Below are 15,830 nucleotides of genomic sequence, written 5' to 3'. Positions count from 1 at the left end.
AACAAGGACGCGAAAAGGGGCACCCGACAACGGGTGCCCCTTCTTCACAACAGCGTTCAGTTGACGTCGAGCAGGCCCTCCGGCGGCGTCAGCACGACCCGCCCACCCTCGATGTCGACGGTGGGCACGATCGCCTCCACGAAGGGGACGAGCGCATCGGAGGCCTCCGGCCGGGCCAGCACGAGCAGCTCGCCGCCCGGGCCGTGCACGACCTCCTTGACCGTCCCCACGACGGTGCCGTCGGCGAGCTCGGCCCGCAGACCTTCGAGCTGGTGGACGTGGAACTCGTCCGGATCTGCCGGCGGCGCCAGTGACGCCGTGCCGAGCAACAGCCGCGTGCCGCGCAGCGCCTCGGCGCCGTCGCGGTCGGGCGCCTCCACGAAGCGCACCAGCAGCCGGCCGGAGTGCGGACGGGAAGCCTCCACCGTCAGCACCGAGTCGGCCGCCCCGGCGCGACGTGCGATGAGCACGGCGCCGGGGACGAACCGTTCTCCCGGCGAATCGGTGTGCACGGTGACGACGACCTCGCCACGCAGACCGTGCGGTCGCACGGCGACGCCGACCAGTACTTCTGACTCCACCGTGGTTCCGCTCAACTCAGCGGTCCGTGTCGACGACGTCCACCCGCACACCACGTCCACCGATGCCACCCACGACGGTGCGCAGGGCGGTGGCGGTGCGTCCGCCGCGACCGATCACCTTGCCGAGGTCCTCGGGGTGCACCCTGACCTCGAGCGTCCGGCCACGCCGGGTGGTGACGAGGTCGACCTGCACCTCGTCCGGGTGATCGACGATCCCCCGGACCAGGTGCTCGAGAGCATCCGCGAGGACGGTCACGACTCCTCCTCGCCAGCGCTCGTCGTCGCCGCGCCCGGCAGTGCTGTGCTCAATGGTGAACTCGCAAGCTCGCTCACGCCTCGGCGGGCGCAGTCGCCTCAGCGGCGGCGGGCTCGTCGGTCGTCTCGGCCTTGGCGCGCCGGTCGGCCTTCTTCTTCGGCGTGGTGGCCTCGGTGGTGGGCTCCTCGCCCGCCGCCGCGAGAGCGGCCTGGAAGCGGACGAGCTTGTCGACCTTCTCCGGCTGCGGCTTCAGGGTGCCCTCGGTGCCGGGCAGGCCCTTGAACTTCTGCCAGTCACCGGTGATCTCCAGGAGGTGCTGCACCGGGTCGGTGGGCTGTGCGCCCACGCCGAGCCAGTACTGCGCCCGCTCGGAGTCGACCTCGATCAGGCTCGGCTCGAGCTTCGGGTGGTACTTGCCGATGGTCTCGATCGCCCGGCCGCTGCGGCGGTTGCGGGCGTCGGCGACGACGATGCGGTAATACGGCTGACGGATCTTGCCCAGCCTCATCAGCTTGATCTTGACGGCCACGCTGCTAACTGCTCCCTGCGAATCGGTACTTCGGCGATGAGGCCGTGCCGCCCGCGTGGGGTTACGGGCAGCGCGTCACTCGACGTGTGGGTGGCCGCGGCACGGTTAGAGGGCCAGCCGCGGGGCCGAGGTGCCATTCTGCCAGATGACGCCGGGAGTCGGCGCCTCAGGTGGCAGGCATGAGGCCGAGCAGGCCCAGCACGAGCACGATGCCCGGTAGCAGGTTGTTGACCTGGTGGGCCACGATGCTCGCCAGCAGGCGCCCCGTGAACACCCGCGCCAGCCCGATCGGGATGGCCACGATCAGCAGCACCGGGGTGCGTTCGAACTCGAAGTGGGCCAGCGCGAACAGCAGCGTCGTGACCGCGAGGGTGACCCAGCGGTTGGCCCCGAGCCGCTCGATGCCGCCCCACAGCAGGCCGCGGTAGACGACCTCCTCGCAGAACGGCGCCAGCAGCACCACGATCAGCAGCACCAGCACGGCCATCGGCGGCGCGGCCCGGACCTCCCCGAACACCTCCCCCACCGCGGAGTTGGTGTCCTGCCCGACGATCGAGACGTAGACGATCGAGACGGGGATCGAGACCAGCATGCCGCCGAACCCGAACGCCAGGCCCATCCCGACGTCGCGCCAGCGCCATTCCAGGCCCAGGTCGATCCGCGGGCCGTTGCCCCGCAGCCGGGTGATGAGGATCGCGGTGCCTGCGGCGATCACGGTCGGCACGGCCAGCGCCAGCGCGATCGTGCCCGCCGTCTGCGTGCCCACGCGTGAGACGAGGAACGAGACGAGCAACGAGACCGCGAGGAAGGTCACCTCGACGACGACGTAGGCGCCCAGGCCCCACCGGTGCGTGCGCGACACCAGCGGCGAGAAGCGGGGCGGCGGCGAGGGCGGCGGCATCCCGGGGTGGGCCGGATAGGTCGGGTACGCGCCGGGCGGATACGAACCCTGCCGGTAGGGCCCGGCCTGGTACGGAACCTGCTGGTACGGACCCGACGGGTACGGGCCGGGCTGGTACGGGCCGGCCGGGGCGTACGCGGCGCCGGGATACGGCGGCGCGGCCACCGGAACCGGCGCGATCGGCTCCGACTCGGCGGCCGGAGGCACGCCGTCGGGGCCAGGTGGCACCTCGGGATCCGTGGCGACGCCCGGCGCGTCGACCGGATCGCGCTGCACCGGATCTCCCGGCACCGGATCTCCCGGCACCGGAACTCCGAACACGGGGTGCACACCATCGGGCGGCCCGGATCCCATGGTCGAACCGGCCAGCTCGTCGGGCCGATCCCCGTCCGCAGATCCCACGCCCTGACGCTACCGGCCGCGGCGCAGATGCGTGTGAGATGCCACCGTGGGCGGCGGGTCGAGCATGCACCGGCTCGGGATCGGAGCCGAACAGGTGGGCGCTCGGGCCTACCGGATGCGGACGGGCACGCCGCGCAGCATCACGAGCTCGGGATCGCGCAGCACGCCGAGATCGAGCCGGGGATCACTCCGGTAGACGACCAGGTCGGCGCGCCCGCCCACCTGCAGCGACGGCCGGCCGAGCCAGTGGCGCGCCGCCCAGCTCCCGGCGGCCAGAGCCGTGGTGGCGTCGAGCCCGGCCTCGTGCAGGGCCAGTACCTCGTCGGCGATCCGGCCGTGGGCGATGCCGCCGCCGGCGTCGGTGCCGGCGTAGACGGGCACGCCGGCCTCGGCCGCGCGGCGCACCACGTCGTAGGCGCCGGCGTGCAGCTCGCGCATGTGGGCGGCGTAGGTCGGGTAGCGGTGCGCGGAGTCGGCGATGCCGGGGAACGTCGCCACGTTGATCAGCGTGGGCACCAGCGAGGTGCCGCGGCGCGCCATCTCGGCGATGAGCTCGTCGTTGAGGCCGGTGCCGTGCTCGATGCCGTCGATCCCGGCGTTGATCAGGCCGTACAGGGCATCGGTGCCGAACACGTGCGCCGTGACGCGGGCCCCGGCGGCGTGCGCGGCGTCGATGGCGGCGACGAGCACGTCGTCGGACCACAGCGGCGCCAGGTCGCCGGTGCCCCGGTCGATCCAGTCGCCCACCAGCTTGACCCAGCCGTCGCCCGCCGCGGCCTGCTCGGCGACGACCTCGGGCAGCAGGGCGGCGTCGTCGAGGTCGATCGCGAGGCCCGGGATGTAGCGCTTCGGACGGGCGACGTGCCGCGCCGCCCGGATGATCTCGGGCAGGTCGTGGCGGGCCTGCAGGGGCGACGTGTCGATGGGTGAGCCGGCGTCGCGGATGAGCAGCGCCCCGGCGTCGCGGTCGACGCGGGCCTGCGCGTCGGCCTCCTCGAGGTCGGTGGGACCGTCCGCACCGAGCCCGATGTGGCAGTGCGCGTCGACGAGTCCTGGCAGGATCCACCCGCCGTCGACCAGCATCTCGGCACCCGCGATCGGCTCCTCGACGAGCACCCCGGACGCGTCGACGTACAGCTCCCGTTCGACGTCGCCGGGTAGGACCACACCCCGCAACCGAAACACGACGGCCTACTTGCCCTTGGGGAACTTCAGCTTGGACAGGTCGAACCCGGCGGGCAGCTGGTCGAGGCCCGGCGGCAGCTCGCGCAGCGACGGCGGCAGCGCCGACAGGTCGGGCATGCCTGCGGGCAGCGCACCGGCGTTGCGCGACGGCGTGGGACCGCGGCCCTTGCCTTTCTTGTTCTTGCGCCCCTTGGCCAGCTTGCGCGTGGCGCTGCGGCCGCCGCCGAAGCCGAACTGGCCGGCCATCGCCTTCATCTGCTTGCGGGCCTCGAAGAAGCGGTTGACCAGGTCGTTGACATCGGTGACCGTGACGCCGGACCCGTTGGCGATGCGCAGCCTCCGCGAACCGTTGATGATCTTCGGGTCGGCCCGTTCACCGGGCGTCATGCCGCGGATGATGGCCTGCAGCTTGTCGAGGCTCTTGTCGTCGACCTGGGCGAGTGCTTCCTTCATCTGCGCCGAGTTGGCGCCGGGCAGCATGCCGAGGATGTTGCCGATCGGGCCCATCTTGCGGATGGCGAGCATCTGGTCGAGGAAGTCTTCCAGCGACAGCTCACCGCTGGCCATCTTGGCCGCGGTCTGGACCGACTGTTCCTGGTCGAACGCGCCTTCCGCCTGCTCGATGAGCGAGAGCAGATCGCCCATCCCGAGGATGCGACTCGCCATCCGGTCGGGGTGGAAGACGTCGAAGTCGGCGAGCTTCTCGCCGGTGGACGCGAAGAGGATGGGCTGGCCGGTGACCTCCCGGACCGACAGCGCGGCACCGCCGCGGGCGTCACCGTCGAGCTTGGTGAGCACCACCCCGGTGAACCCGACGCCGTCGCGGAACGCCTCGGCCGTGGCCACGGCGTCCTGGCCGATCATCGCGTCGACGACGAACAGGATCTCGTCGGGGGTGACGGCGTCGCGGATGTCTGCGGCCTGGCGCATCAGCTCCTCGTCGACACCGAGGCGGCCCGCGGTGTCGACGATGACGATGTCGAACATCTTGTCGCGGGCGTGCGCGATGCCGCGGCGCGCGACGTCGACCGGGTCGCCCACCCCGTTGCCGGGCTCGGGGGCGAACGTGGTGACACCCGCCCGCTCGCCGACGATCTGGAGCTGGTTGACCGCGTTGGGTCGCTGCAGGTCACAGGCGATGAGCAGCGGCGTGTGGCCCTGGCCCTTGAGCCAGTTGGCCAGCTTGCCGGCCAAGGTGGTCTTGCCGGCGCCCTGCAGGCCCGCGAGCATGATGACGCTCGGCGGCTCCTTCGCGAGCCGGATGCGGCGCGTCTCGCCGCCGAGGATCGCCACGAGCTCCTCGTTGACGATCTTGACGACCTGCTGCGCCGGGTTCAGCGCGCCGGAGACCTCCGCGCCCTTGGCCCGCTCCTTGACGCGCGCGATGAAGCCGCGGACCACCGGCAGCGCGACGTCGGCCTCCAGCAGCGCGATGCGGATCTCGCGCGCGGTGGTGTCGATGTCGGTGTCGGAGAGCCGTCCCTTGCCCCGGAGGTTGGCCAGGGTGCCGGAGAGCCGCTCGGAGAGGGTGTCGAACACCGGGCCAAGACTACTGGGACGGGGGCGGGACGTGCATCGCGTACTCAGCTCGCCCGCGAGAGTGCGGTTCCAGAGCTCGCGGTGACGGGTCCGACCGGCCCGGTGCGCAGCCGCAGCCCGGCCCGTGCCGCCTGCCGATCCAGCACGGTGACGCCACGGAAGCCGTCGGGGTGGCGGGTGCGCAGCGCGACGGAGGTGGCCGCGGCGCGGTCGGCGTGCCCGCGGAAGGACGCCTCCGGCACCACCCGACCCCGCACCTGCTGACCCTCGCGCGCCGCCTCGGCGTCGACGTCGAGCCACAGCAGGTGGGCGTCGCGACGCGTAGCGGCGGCCAGCCGCGCGACGGCAGCGCGGGTGCCGGGCGCCGTGGCCGGCAGGTGCACCACCACCGTCGACACCGGCGACCAGGCCGCCCGCAGCACGGCGAGGCGGTGCAGCAGGTGCACCAGCGGCCGCAGCCACCCGTAGGGCAGCCGGACCGTGGAGAGCAGCGCCGCCCGGAACGCGTCGGAGTCGAGCACCACGACGTCCGGGCTCGGTGGCAGCGCGGCGAGCAGCGTGGACTTCCCCGCCCCGGGCATCCCCGCGACGAGCAGGAGTGTCCGGCCGGGCAGCACGAGGCACGTCATGGGAGAAAAACGTGCGATATGGGCGTTTCGTTCCCGCGGTCGGGCCGCCGATGTCGCCGTACGAACGGCACCTTCGTCCATCAGGAGTGGACGAACGCGCCGTTCGCTCCGGACCTGGCGCAGCGCCGGGCGAGCGGGGCTACAGCGCGTCGGTGCCGCGCTCCCCCGTGCGGACGCGGACGATGGTCTCGACCTTGGTGGTCCAGACCTTGCCGTCGCCGATCTTGCCGGTGCGGGCGGCCGCGACCACGGCGTCGATCACCTTCTCGGCGGACTCGTCGTCGATGACGACCTCGACGCGCACCTTCGGCACGAAGTCGACGGTGTACTCGGCGCCGCGGTAGACCTCGGTGTGGCCCTTCTGCCGCCCGTAGCCCTGCACCTCGCTGACGGTCATGCCGAGCACGCCCAGCTCCTCGAGCGCCGCCCGGACGTCACCGAGTGCGAACGGCTTGACGATCGCGGTCACGAGTATCACGGGGCGATCTCCTCATCGACGGTCGGCTCGGGACGGGGTGTCGGGCGCACGCTGCGCGTCGACGACAGGAGCGGAGCGTAGTCGTAGGCCGTCTCGGAGTGCTCCGCCTCGTCGATGCCCTCCGCCTCGACGTCCGCGGTGACCCGGAAGCCGACCGTGACCCGCACCAGCCAGGCCAGCAGCGCGCTCATCGCGAAGGCGAACGCCGCCGTGGCGAGCACCGCGACGACCTGCTTGCCGAGCTGGGCGAAGCCGCCGCCGTAGAACAGCCCGTCGGCGCCGCCGCCGTTCACCGCCTTCGTGCCGAACAGACCGATCAGCAGCATCCCGATGACGCCGCCGACGCCGTGGATGGCAACGACGTCGAGCGAGTCGTCGTAGCCGAGCTTGTACTTGAGCCGGATCGCGAGCTGGCAGCAGACCCCCGCGGCCAGCCCGATCACCAGCGCACCGAACGTGTCGACGAACCCGCACGCCGGCGTGATGCCCACCAGCCCGGCGACCGCGGCCGAGGCGGCGCCCAGGCTCGTCGGGCGGCCGTCGAGCCGGTGCTCGAGCGCCAGCCAGGCGAGCACGGCCGCGGCCGACGCCGTCATCGAGGTGACGAAGGCGTTGCTCGCCACGGCGCCTGCCACCAGCGCGGACCCGGCGTTGAACCCGAACCAGCCGAACCACAGCAGGCCCGCGCCCAGCAGGACCGCGGGCAGGTTGTGGGGGCGCATCGGTTCGCGCGGCCAGCCGCGGCGCCTGCCGAGCACCAGTGCGAGCGCGAGCGCCGACGCCCCGGAGTTGATCTCGACGGCGGTGCCGCCCGCGAAGTCCAGCGCGCCCAGCGCGTTGGCCATCCAGCCCCCGTTGCGCCCGACCAGCCCGTTGGCCGCGAAGATCCAGTGCGCCAGCGGGACGTAGACGAGCAGCGTCCAGAGCCCGACGAACAGGGTCCATGGCCAGAACCGCGCCCGGTCGGCGATGGCACCCGACAGCAACGCCCCGGTGATCACCGCGAACATGAGCTGGAACATGGCGAACGCCTGCAGGGGCACGCCGCTGCCGACGGTCGTGGTGGTGTCGCGCAGCCCGGCGTACTCGAAGCCGCCGATGAGCCCGCCGTGCGAGTCGCCGAACGCCAGCGAGAACCCGACCAGCACCCAGATGAGCCCCACCACCCCGAGGCTGACGACGCTCATCATCATCATGTTGAGCACGCTCTTCGAGCGGACCATGCCGCCGTAGAAGAACGCCAGCCCGGGCGTCATGAGCATCACCAGCGCCGCGCTGCCCAGCACGTACGCCGTGTTCCCCGTATCCACGCCGTGATCCTCAGAGGCTTTTGTTACGCCGGTGCGACGTCGTGTTTCGCGGGCGTGAACGGGTACCCGCCGGAGGTTACGTCTGGATGTCCGGCCGGTCACCGGCGTGCTGTGCGCGCAGGCACACCGTTCGGCCCATGCCCGAGATACATAATGATGCTATACAAGTCGTTGTGCATGCTATCGATCAGAACGTCGTGGCGGCGGGCGTCGACCAGCTCGTCACCCTGCTGCCGCGGCTGACCGCACGCGCCGGCCTGAGCCTGGTCGCCGCCTCGACGCTGGCCACGCTGGAACGCACCGGGCCGATGCGGATCACGCAGCTCGCCGAAGCGCAGGGCGTCACGCAGCCCGCGATGACCGGGCTGGTCGCGCGCCTGCACACCCAGGGCCTCGTGCAGCGCACCCCGGATCCGGCCGACGGCCGCAGCGTCCACGTGGCGGCCACCGCCGCCGCGCTCGACCTGCTGGCCGAGCGCCGCCGCGAGCGGGCCGCAGCGCTCGCCGCCCTGATCGACACGCTCGACGCCGACGACCAGGCCGCGCTCGCCGCGGCCGTGCCGGCCATCACCCGCCTCGTCTCGACAGGAGCTCGCTCATGACCACAGCGGAACCGGCACGGCCGGCGAGCCCGTTCCGGCAGCCGAAGGCGGTGTGGGCCGTCGCGTTCGCCTGCGTCGTCTCGTTCATGGGCATCGGGCTCGTCGACCCGATCCTGCCGGCGCTGTCCACGCAGCTGGGCGCCTCCCCGAGCCAGGTGACGCTGCTGTTCACCAGCTACCTGGTGGTCACCGCCGTCGCGATGCTCGTGACGGGCTGGGTGTCGAGCCGGATCGGCGCCAAGAACACGTTGATCGCGGGCCTGATCCTGATCGTGGCGTTCGCCGCGCTGGCGGGCCTGTCCGACAGCATCGGTGGCATCGTCGGGTTCCGCGCCGGCTGGGGGCTGGGCAACGCGCTGTTCATCGCGACGTCCCTCGCGGTGATCGTGGGCTCGGCCAGCGGCGGGTTCGCCGGCGCGATCGTGCTGTACGAGACGGCGCTGGGCATCGGCATCGCCTGCGGCCCGCTGCTGGGCGCGGTGCTCGGCAACATCAGCTGGCGCGGCCCGTTCTTCGGAGTGTCGGTGCTGATGGCGATCGCGCTGATCGCCACCGTCCTGTTCGTGCCGGCCACCCCACGACCGCCGCACCGGGCGTCGCTCGCGGAGCCGTTGCGCGCACTGCGCCACCGCGGGCTGCTGACCATGGGCGTCACGGCGCTGCTCTACAACTGGGGCTTCTTCACCATGCTCGGCTACGTCCCGTTCCCGATGCACCTGTCGATCTACCAGCTCGGCGCGGTGTTCTTCGGCTGGGGCCTGCTGGTCGCGATCTTCTCGGTGTTCGTGGCGCCGCGGCTGCAGCGCCGCCTCGGCACCGCCCGCACCCTCTACGTCAACCTGTTCCTGTTCGCCGCCATCCTCGCCGTGATCGCGATCTGGACCGGCTCGACGCCGACGCTCGTCGTCGCCGTCATCGCCTCGGGCGCGCTGATCGGCATCAACAACACCCTCACGACGCAGGCCGTGATGCTCGTGTCGCCCGTCGAGCGCCCGGTGGCGTCGGCCGCCTACGGCTTCATCCGGTTCATCGGCGGCGGGCTCGCGCCGTTCGCGGCCGGGCTGCTGGCCGAGCACCTCAACGTGCACGTGCCCTTCGCGCTCGGGTCGTTCGCGGTGCTGCTGGCGATCGGGGTGCTCGCGACCGGGCACAAGCTGCTCGCGCAGGCCGACGTCGAGCTGGCGGCGGGCGAGGCCGTGCACGCCGGTGAGGCCGATCTCGACGCCGACGAGGTGGAGGAGATCCGCGAGGACGGCACCGGGGAGGCCGGGGTGCGGGAGCGGGCTGAGGTGTTCCACCCCGCGAGCTGAGATTGCTGGAAAGCCACTTTGCCGCAACGTCGTTGCGGGAAAGTGGCTTTCCTGCAACGGGGTGAACGCCCTGCGACGGCAGTCGGGCGGTGCCGGGCCTCAGACCGCCGCCGCCAGCACCGCCTTCTCGATCCGGCGCCGCTCGGAGTCGGGCAGCCTGCTGCCACCCGCGCCGCCGTCGAGGCAGAAGGAGTCGACGACCGAGCCGCCCAGCGTCGCCACCCGTGCCCAGCGCAGGTCGGCCCCGCAGCCCTCCAGCGCGGTGGCGATCCGGTGCAGCAGGCCGATCCGGTCGGTGCCGCGCAGCTCCAGCACCACCGCACCGGTGGCCTCGTCGTCGAACCACAGCACCCGCGGCGGGGCAGGCGCCTCACCCGACGGTGACATCGGCGCGTAGTCGCGTTCCTTGCGCGCCAGTGCCTCGGGCAGCCCGAAGGTGCCGTCGAGCACCCTGATGAGGTCCGAGCGCAGCAGGGCCGGGTCGGGCAACCCGCCGAACTTCGGTGACACCGTGAACGTGAACACGGCGACGCCGCCCGTGGTGGTCAGCTGCGCGGCGTGCACCTCCAGCGAGTGCAGCGCCAGCACCCCGGCCGCCGCGGCGAGCAGGCCGGGCCGGTTGGTCACCGCCACGGTCACCGTGGCCGGATCCACCGAGTCGTCGAGCCGCAGCTGCGGCTTCCCGTCCCCGTCGACGGCGGCGGCGAGCGCCGTGCCGCTCTCGGTGAGCGTGCCGGCCTCCGGCAGCGCCTCCCCCGCGATCAACGTGCGGCAGCGCAACGCCAGGTCGCGGATCAGCGCCCGCTTCCAGGGGCTCCACACGCCGGGCCCGGTGGCGAGCGAGTCGGCCTCGGCGAGCGCCTCGAGCAGGTCGAGCAGCAGCCCGTTGCCCTCGATCGTCTCGACGACGCGCGCGATCGTCGTCGGATCGTCAAGGTCGCGCCGCGTGGCGGTGTGGGGCAACAGGAGGTGGTGGCGCACCATCGCTCCGAGCACCGCGACGTCGGCATCGGAGAGCCCCAACCGCCTGCCGACCTGCACCGCGATCGACTCGCCCACCACCGAGTGGTCGCCGTCGCGGCCCTTGCCGATGTCGTGCAGCAGGGCCCCGACGAGCAGCAGGTCGGGTCGCGAGACCCGGGTCGTCAGGCGGGCGGCCTGCGCGCAGGCCTCGACGAGGTGCCGGTCGACCGTCCAGACGTGGGCGCGGTCGCGCGGCGGCAGGTCGCGCACCGCACCCCACTCGGGGAACAGCCGACCCCACAGGCCGGTGCGGTCCAGCGACTCTACGACGTCGACGAGGGCGCGGCCCGTGCCCAGCAGTGACAGCAGCTCGCCCAGCGCGGCCCGCGGCCACGGCTCGCGCAGCTCGGGGGCGGTGTCGGCGAGCCGGTGCAGCGTGCCGGCCGCCACCGGGAACCCGGTGCGCGCGGCCGTCGCCGCGACCCGCAGTACGAGCGCCGGATCCCGCGCTGCCGTGGCATCGCGGGCGAGCGTGACCTCACCGGCGTGCTCGACGACCCCGTTGTCGAGCGGCCGGCGCACCGGCGCGCGACGCAGCGCCGCGAGCCCGCGCCGCGGCAGCGCTCCCCGCGCCGACCGCAGCCCGACCTCCGCCGCGAACGCCACCGAACGCGCCGCGCCCGACAGCGCCCTGGCGAGCTCGAACCGGTCGGCGATCTCCAGCGACGCGGCCACCTCGTCGGCGTCCTGCGCGCGCAGCACGTCGCGAGCCCGCCCGGCGAGGCGGTGCAGCTCGGTGCGCACGTCGAGCAGCAGCGAGCGCGCGGCGAGCACGTCGGCCGACGGGCGGTCGACGAGCTGCGCGGCGGCGAGCGCGTCGACGAGTTGGATGTCGCGCAGCCCGCCGTGACCGTTCTTGAGGTCGGGTTCCACGCGGTGGGCGACGTCGCCGGACTTGCGCCACCGCTCGTGGGCGCCGTCGGTGATCTCGTCGAACCGGTTGCGGATGCCGGCCCGCCAGGCCTGCCGCACGGCCGTGCTGACCTTGCTCGCGAGCTCCGGGTCGCCGGCGATGTGCCGCGCCTCCAGCAGCCCGAACGCCGCCCGCAGGTCGGTGGCCGCCACCTGGACGGCCTGGCCGGGGGTGCGGACGGAGTGGTCCAGCCCGATGCCCGCGTCCCACAGCGGGTACCAGAGCTGCTCGGCCAGCCGCTCCACGTCCTTGCGGCCGTCGTGCAGGAGCACGAGGTCGAGGTCGGAGTACGGCGCGAGCTCGCGCCGCCCCAGCGCCCCGACGGCCACGAGCGCGGCCCGGTCGGTGAGCCCGATCGCCGCGCACCGCGACGAGAGCCAGAAGTCGTGCAGGTCCACCAGCGCCGTGCGCAGCGCCTCCGGGCCCAACCGGCGCTTGCCGGCGCCCGGGTCGAGCAACTTGGCTTTCGCCCTGATCAGATCGCCTGCGTCCCCCGACGCCCCGTCCCCGGCACTCACAGCGCGTCGGCACCCCGTTCCCCGGTGCGCACGCGCACGATCGTGTCGACCGCGCTGACCCACACCTTGCCGTCCCCGATCTTGCCCGAACCCGCGGCCGTGACGACCGCGTCGATCACCTTGTCCACCACGTCGTCGTCGACGACCAGCTCGACGCGGACCTTCGGCACGAAGTCCACCTGGTAGTCGGCACCGCGGTACACCTCCGTGTGGCCGCGCTGGCGCCCGTACCCGGACACCTCGCTGACCGTCATCCCCGCGATGTCGAGCCCCTCGAGCCCGGCCCGCACGTCGCCCAGCGCGAACGGCTTGACGATGGCCGTCACGAGCATCATCGCGGTTCTCCCCTCGGTGTGGTTGGCACCGAGCCCGCTGCACCGTCTCGCGGCGCAGCGGGCTCGGCCGATCACATCTCCGAACAGGTCAGATCGCGTCGTTCCCGCGCTCGCCGGTGCGCACCCGGACCACGGTCTCGACGGGGGTGACCCACACCTTGCCGTCACCGATCTTGCCGGTGCGGGCCGCCTCCACGACGGCGTCCACCACCTTGTCGGCGAGCTGGTCGTCGGCGACGACCTCGACCCGGACCTTCGGCACGAAGTCCACCGAGTACTCCGCGCCGCGGTAGACCTCGGTGTGCCCCTTCTGCCGCCCGTAGCCCTGCACCTCGCTGACCGTCATCCCGAGGACGCCGATCTGCTCGAGCGCGCCCTTGACGTCTTCGAGGACGAACGGCTTCACGATCGCCGTGACGAGCTTCATCGCGCTCAGCTCTCCTTGCCTGCGGTTGCCGGGACCTGCTCCGTCGATGCCTTCGCTTCGGCCGTGGTGCTCGGCGGGAGCGGGCGGGACGTGCCCAGGCCGCCGCCGCCACGCAGGGTGGAGAAGTCGTACGCGGTCTCCGCGTGCTCGTTCTCGTCGATGCCGACGACCTCGGCCTCGTCCTTGATCCGGAAGCCGATCGTGTACTTGATGATCAGCGCCAGGATCGTGGTGACGACGAAGGAGTAGCCCAACACCGTGAACGCCGCGACCGCCTGCTTGCCCAGCTGGGCCAGCCCACCGCCGTAGAACAACCCGTCGGCACCGAGGCTGTTGACCGAGACCGTGCCGAAGAAGCCGATGAGCAGGGTGCCGACGAGACCGCCGACGAGGTGGACACCGACGACGTCGAGCGAGTCGTCGAAGCCGAGACGGAACTTCAGGCCGACGGCCAGCGCACACAGCAGGCCGGCGATGAAGCCGATCGCGATGCCACCGAGCGGGCTGACGTACCCCGCGGCGGGCGTGATCGCGACGAGGCCCGCGACGGCGCCGGACGCGGCACCGAGGGTGGTGGGCTTGCCGTCGCGGATCTGCTCGATGATCAGCCAGCCGAGCACGGCGGCCGACGTGGCGACCATCGTGTTGGTGAACGCGGTGGCGGCGAGGTCACCGGCGGTCAGCGCGGAACCCGCGTTGAAGCCGAACCAGCCGAACCACAGCAGCGCCGCACCCAGGAGCACGAACGGCAGGTTGTGCGGCCGCATCGGCTCCTTGGGCCAGCCACGACGCTTGCCGAGCACGAGGGCGAGCGCGAGGCCCGCCGCACCGGCGTTGATGTGCACCGCGGTACCACCGGCGAAGTCGAGCGCGCCGAGCTTGGAGATGTTGGCGATCCAGCCGCCCACCGCGTCGGCGCTGATGAAACCGTCGAACGAGAACACCCAGTGCGCGACCGGGAAGTACACGATCGTCGACCAGAGTGCGATGAACAGCGTCCAGCTCCAGAACTTGACGCGGTCGGCAATAGCACCGGAGATCAGCGCCGGAGTGATCACCGCGAACATCAGCTGGAACATCGCGAATGCGGCGATGGGCAGCGCATCCGGGCCGGGCCACGCCACCGGCGTACCGGTGGTCACCGCGAATCCGACGAGGTGGCCGATGATGTTCTGGAACCCGGCGAAGTCCAGGTTCCCGAGCAGTCCACCGCCGATGTCGTTGCCGAAGGCCAGGCTGAAGCCGTAGAAGACCCACAGCACCCCGACCACCGCAAGCGCGATGAAGTTCATCATGAGCATGTTGAGGACGCTCTTACTGCGGACCATTCCGCCGTAGAAGAACGCCAGACCGGGCGTCATGAGCATCACGAGCGCAGCGCTCACGAGCACCCATGCAGTATCACCGGAATTGAGCACGGTTTCCCTCCAGCTGGTCGGCAGGCTGGTGGGAATACTCTGGGTGCCGTGTTTCGCGCGAGGTCGCGAGTTGTTGCGCGTTGGTGAACGGCAGACCGCTCGGGGTTACAGACGCGTTACCGGATCATCCGAGCAGCGCGTCGACGAAGGCCGCTGGTTCGAATGGCGCAAGGTCGTCCGGACCCTCGCCCAGGCCCACGAGCTTGACCGGGACGCCCAACTCGCGTTGCACGCGGAACACGATGCCGCCCTTGGCAGTGCCGTCGAGTTTCGTGAGCACGATGCCCGTGACCTTCACCACGTCGCCGAAGACGCGGGCCTGGATCAGGCCGTTCTGACCGGTGGTGGCGTCGAGCACGAGGAGCACCTCGTCGACCTCAGCCTGGCGCTCCACGACGCGCTTGACCTTGTTCAGCTCGTCCATCAGGCCGGTCTTGGTGTGCAAGCGGCCCGCGGTGTCGAGCAGCACGGCGTCCGCGCCGTCCTCGGTACCCCGCTTCACCGCGTCGAAGGCGACGCTGGCCGGGTCGGCGCCCTCGGCGCCGCGCACGACCGTTGCCCCGGCGCGCTCGCCCCACGTGACCAGCTGCTCCGCGGCGGCGGCGCGGAACGTGTCGGCGGCTCCGAGCACCACCTTGCGGCCGCCTGCGACGAGGACGCGGGCGAGCTTGCCGGTGGTGGTGGTCTTGCCGGTGCCGTTGACCCCGACGACGAGCAGCACCGCGGGCCGTCCCGAGTGCGGGAGCGCGCGGACGGAGCGGTCGAGATCGGTGCGCAGCGCGTCGGTGAGCACGTCGCGCAGGAGCTGGCGGGCCTGCTCCGGGGTGCGGACGCCGCGGCCGGCCAGCTCCGTGCGCAGCGTGTCGACGAGCTCGGCGGTCATGTCGGGGCCGAGGTCGGCCTGCAGGAGCGTGGCCTCCACGTCCTCCCACGACTCCTCGTCCATGTCGCCGGCACCGAGCAGCCCGAGCAGGCCCTGCCCGAAGCCGGAGCGCGACCGCGCCAGCTTGCCGCGCAGCCGTTCCAGGCGGCCCTCGACGGGTGCGATCGGCTCCCGTGCGGGGGCCGGCGTGACGGGCGTGGGCGCGACGGGTGCGGTCTCGACGGGTGTGGGGGCGTCGACCGGCGCCGGAGCCGGCTCCGGCTCGGTCGGGCCGGGCGCTGGGGGCTCGGGAGTCGCCGGCTCGGCCTCGAGGGGGGCCGGGGCGGGCGTCTCCTCGACCGGGGCGGGGAGCTCCGGGGTCTCCACGGGGGCGCCGCTGGAGAAGGCGAAGCCGCTCTCCGCCTGGTAGGTGCCTCCGCGCTTGGGTGCTTGCGCCTCGGCGGCCTTCCGCTCCAGCTCGGCGGCGTCGCGCAGGCTGATCCGGCGCCTGCTGCGCAGCACCAGGCCCACCACGAGGGCGACGAGCAGGATCGCCACGACGACGCCCACGACGATCCACAAGGTCTGTGCACTCACCGCAACACCCTGTCA

General features: G+C 72.3%; 16 protein-coding genes. 2 read left to right on the top strand and 14 right to left on the bottom strand.

Features of this window, described 5'->3' with window-relative positions:
- Window positions 1–56 precede the first annotated feature (56 nt).
- The 9 genes from rimM to ACFPFQ_RS17985 all read right to left on the bottom strand — a co-directional run bounded on the left by rimM (window position 57) and on the right by ACFPFQ_RS17985 (window position 7,810).
- Complete coding sequence (rimM, locus tag ACFPFQ_RS18025) at window positions 57–596, bottom strand: ribosome maturation factor RimM (RefSeq protein ID WP_379620219.1); 540 nt, start codon at window positions 594–596, stop codon at window positions 57–59.
- 1 nt (window position 597) lies between these two features.
- The gene (locus ACFPFQ_RS18020; RefSeq protein ID WP_379620217.1) at window positions 598–837 is read right to left on the bottom strand and encodes an RNA-binding protein; all 240 of its coding nucleotides are present in this window, start codon (window positions 835–837) and stop codon (window positions 598–600) included.
- 73 nt (window positions 838–910) lie between these two features.
- On the bottom strand, window positions 911–1,366 hold the full coding sequence (gene rpsP, locus ACFPFQ_RS18015; protein WP_379620215.1) for a 30S ribosomal protein S16: 456 nt from the start codon (window positions 1,364–1,366) through the stop codon (window positions 911–913).
- Between the two features lie 166 nt (window positions 1,367–1,532).
- Window positions 1,533–2,669, bottom strand: a complete 1,137-nt coding sequence (locus tag ACFPFQ_RS18010) for a CPBP family intramembrane glutamic endopeptidase (RefSeq protein WP_379620213.1) — start codon at window positions 2,667–2,669, stop codon at window positions 1,533–1,535.
- A 108-nt stretch (window positions 2,670–2,777) separates the two neighbouring features.
- Window positions 2,778–3,854: an amidohydrolase family protein gene (locus ACFPFQ_RS18005; RefSeq protein ID WP_379620211.1), complete on the bottom strand. Its 1,077-nt coding sequence runs from the start codon at window positions 3,852–3,854 to the stop codon at window positions 2,778–2,780.
- A gap of 6 nt (window positions 3,855–3,860) precedes the next feature.
- Entirely contained in the window at window positions 3,861–5,393 is a 1,533-nt protein-coding gene (gene ffh / locus ACFPFQ_RS18000; RefSeq protein ID WP_379620209.1) for a signal recognition particle protein, read from the bottom strand.
- 44 nt (window positions 5,394–5,437) lie between these two features.
- Complete coding sequence (locus ACFPFQ_RS17995; RefSeq protein ID WP_379620207.1) at window positions 5,438–6,022, bottom strand: AAA family ATPase; 585 nt, start codon at window positions 6,020–6,022, stop codon at window positions 5,438–5,440.
- 139 nt (window positions 6,023–6,161) lie between these two features.
- Entirely contained in the window at window positions 6,162–6,500 is a 339-nt protein-coding gene (locus tag ACFPFQ_RS17990; RefSeq protein WP_379620205.1) for a P-II family nitrogen regulator, read from the bottom strand.
- Window positions 6,497–7,810, bottom strand: a complete 1,314-nt coding sequence (locus ACFPFQ_RS17985) for an ammonium transporter (RefSeq protein ID WP_379620203.1) — start codon at window positions 7,808–7,810, stop codon at window positions 6,497–6,499. The genes ACFPFQ_RS17990 and ACFPFQ_RS17985 overlap by 4 nt, the downstream gene beginning before the upstream one ends.
- Before the next feature lie 173 nt (window positions 7,811–7,983).
- Here ACFPFQ_RS17985 and ACFPFQ_RS17980 point away from each other — a divergent pair, with 173 nt between their 5' ends.
- Together ACFPFQ_RS17980 and ACFPFQ_RS17975 are read left to right on the top strand one after the other, a co-directional pair.
- Window positions 7,984–8,412: a MarR family winged helix-turn-helix transcriptional regulator gene (locus ACFPFQ_RS17980; RefSeq protein ID WP_379620201.1), complete on the top strand. Its 429-nt coding sequence runs from the start codon at window positions 7,984–7,986 to the stop codon at window positions 8,410–8,412.
- Window positions 8,409–9,722 carry an MFS transporter gene (locus tag ACFPFQ_RS17975; RefSeq protein WP_379620199.1) on the top strand — a complete coding sequence of 438 codons (1,314 nt, stop codon included), beginning with the start codon at window positions 8,409–8,411 and terminating at the stop codon, window positions 9,720–9,722. The genes ACFPFQ_RS17980 and ACFPFQ_RS17975 overlap by 4 nt, the downstream gene beginning before the upstream one ends.
- Window positions 9,723–9,821: 99 nt before the next feature.
- On the opposite strand, the gene ACFPFQ_RS17970 is transcribed toward ACFPFQ_RS17975, so the two are convergent.
- From ACFPFQ_RS17970 to ftsY, 5 genes are all read right to left on the bottom strand, one after another.
- Window positions 9,822–12,176: a [protein-PII] uridylyltransferase gene (locus tag ACFPFQ_RS17970; protein WP_379620197.1), complete on the bottom strand. Its 2,355-nt coding sequence runs from the start codon at window positions 12,174–12,176 to the stop codon at window positions 9,822–9,824.
- Window positions 12,173–12,511 (bottom strand): P-II family nitrogen regulator, encoded by a 339-nt coding sequence (locus ACFPFQ_RS17965; protein ID WP_379620195.1) that lies wholly within the window; start codon window positions 12,509–12,511, stop codon window positions 12,173–12,175. The genes ACFPFQ_RS17970 and ACFPFQ_RS17965 overlap by 4 nt, the downstream gene beginning before the upstream one ends.
- 88 nt (window positions 12,512–12,599) lie before the next feature.
- Entirely contained in the window at window positions 12,600–12,938 is a 339-nt protein-coding gene (locus tag ACFPFQ_RS17960) for a P-II family nitrogen regulator (protein ID WP_379620193.1), read from the bottom strand.
- Between the two features lie 5 nt (window positions 12,939–12,943).
- Window positions 12,944–14,356 (bottom strand): ammonium transporter, encoded by a 1,413-nt coding sequence (locus ACFPFQ_RS17955; protein ID WP_379620191.1) that lies wholly within the window; start codon window positions 14,354–14,356, stop codon window positions 12,944–12,946.
- A gap of 124 nt (window positions 14,357–14,480) precedes the next feature.
- Window positions 14,481–15,815: a signal recognition particle-docking protein FtsY gene (gene ftsY, locus ACFPFQ_RS17950; protein WP_379620189.1), complete on the bottom strand. Its 1,335-nt coding sequence runs from the start codon at window positions 15,813–15,815 to the stop codon at window positions 14,481–14,483.
- Window positions 15,816–15,830: the final 15 nt, after the last annotated feature.

Source organism: Pseudonocardia sp. GCM10023141 (assembly GCF_042653605.1).
Note: the sequence above shows the minus strand (reverse complement) of the source record. Positions and strands in the feature narration are given on the sequence as shown.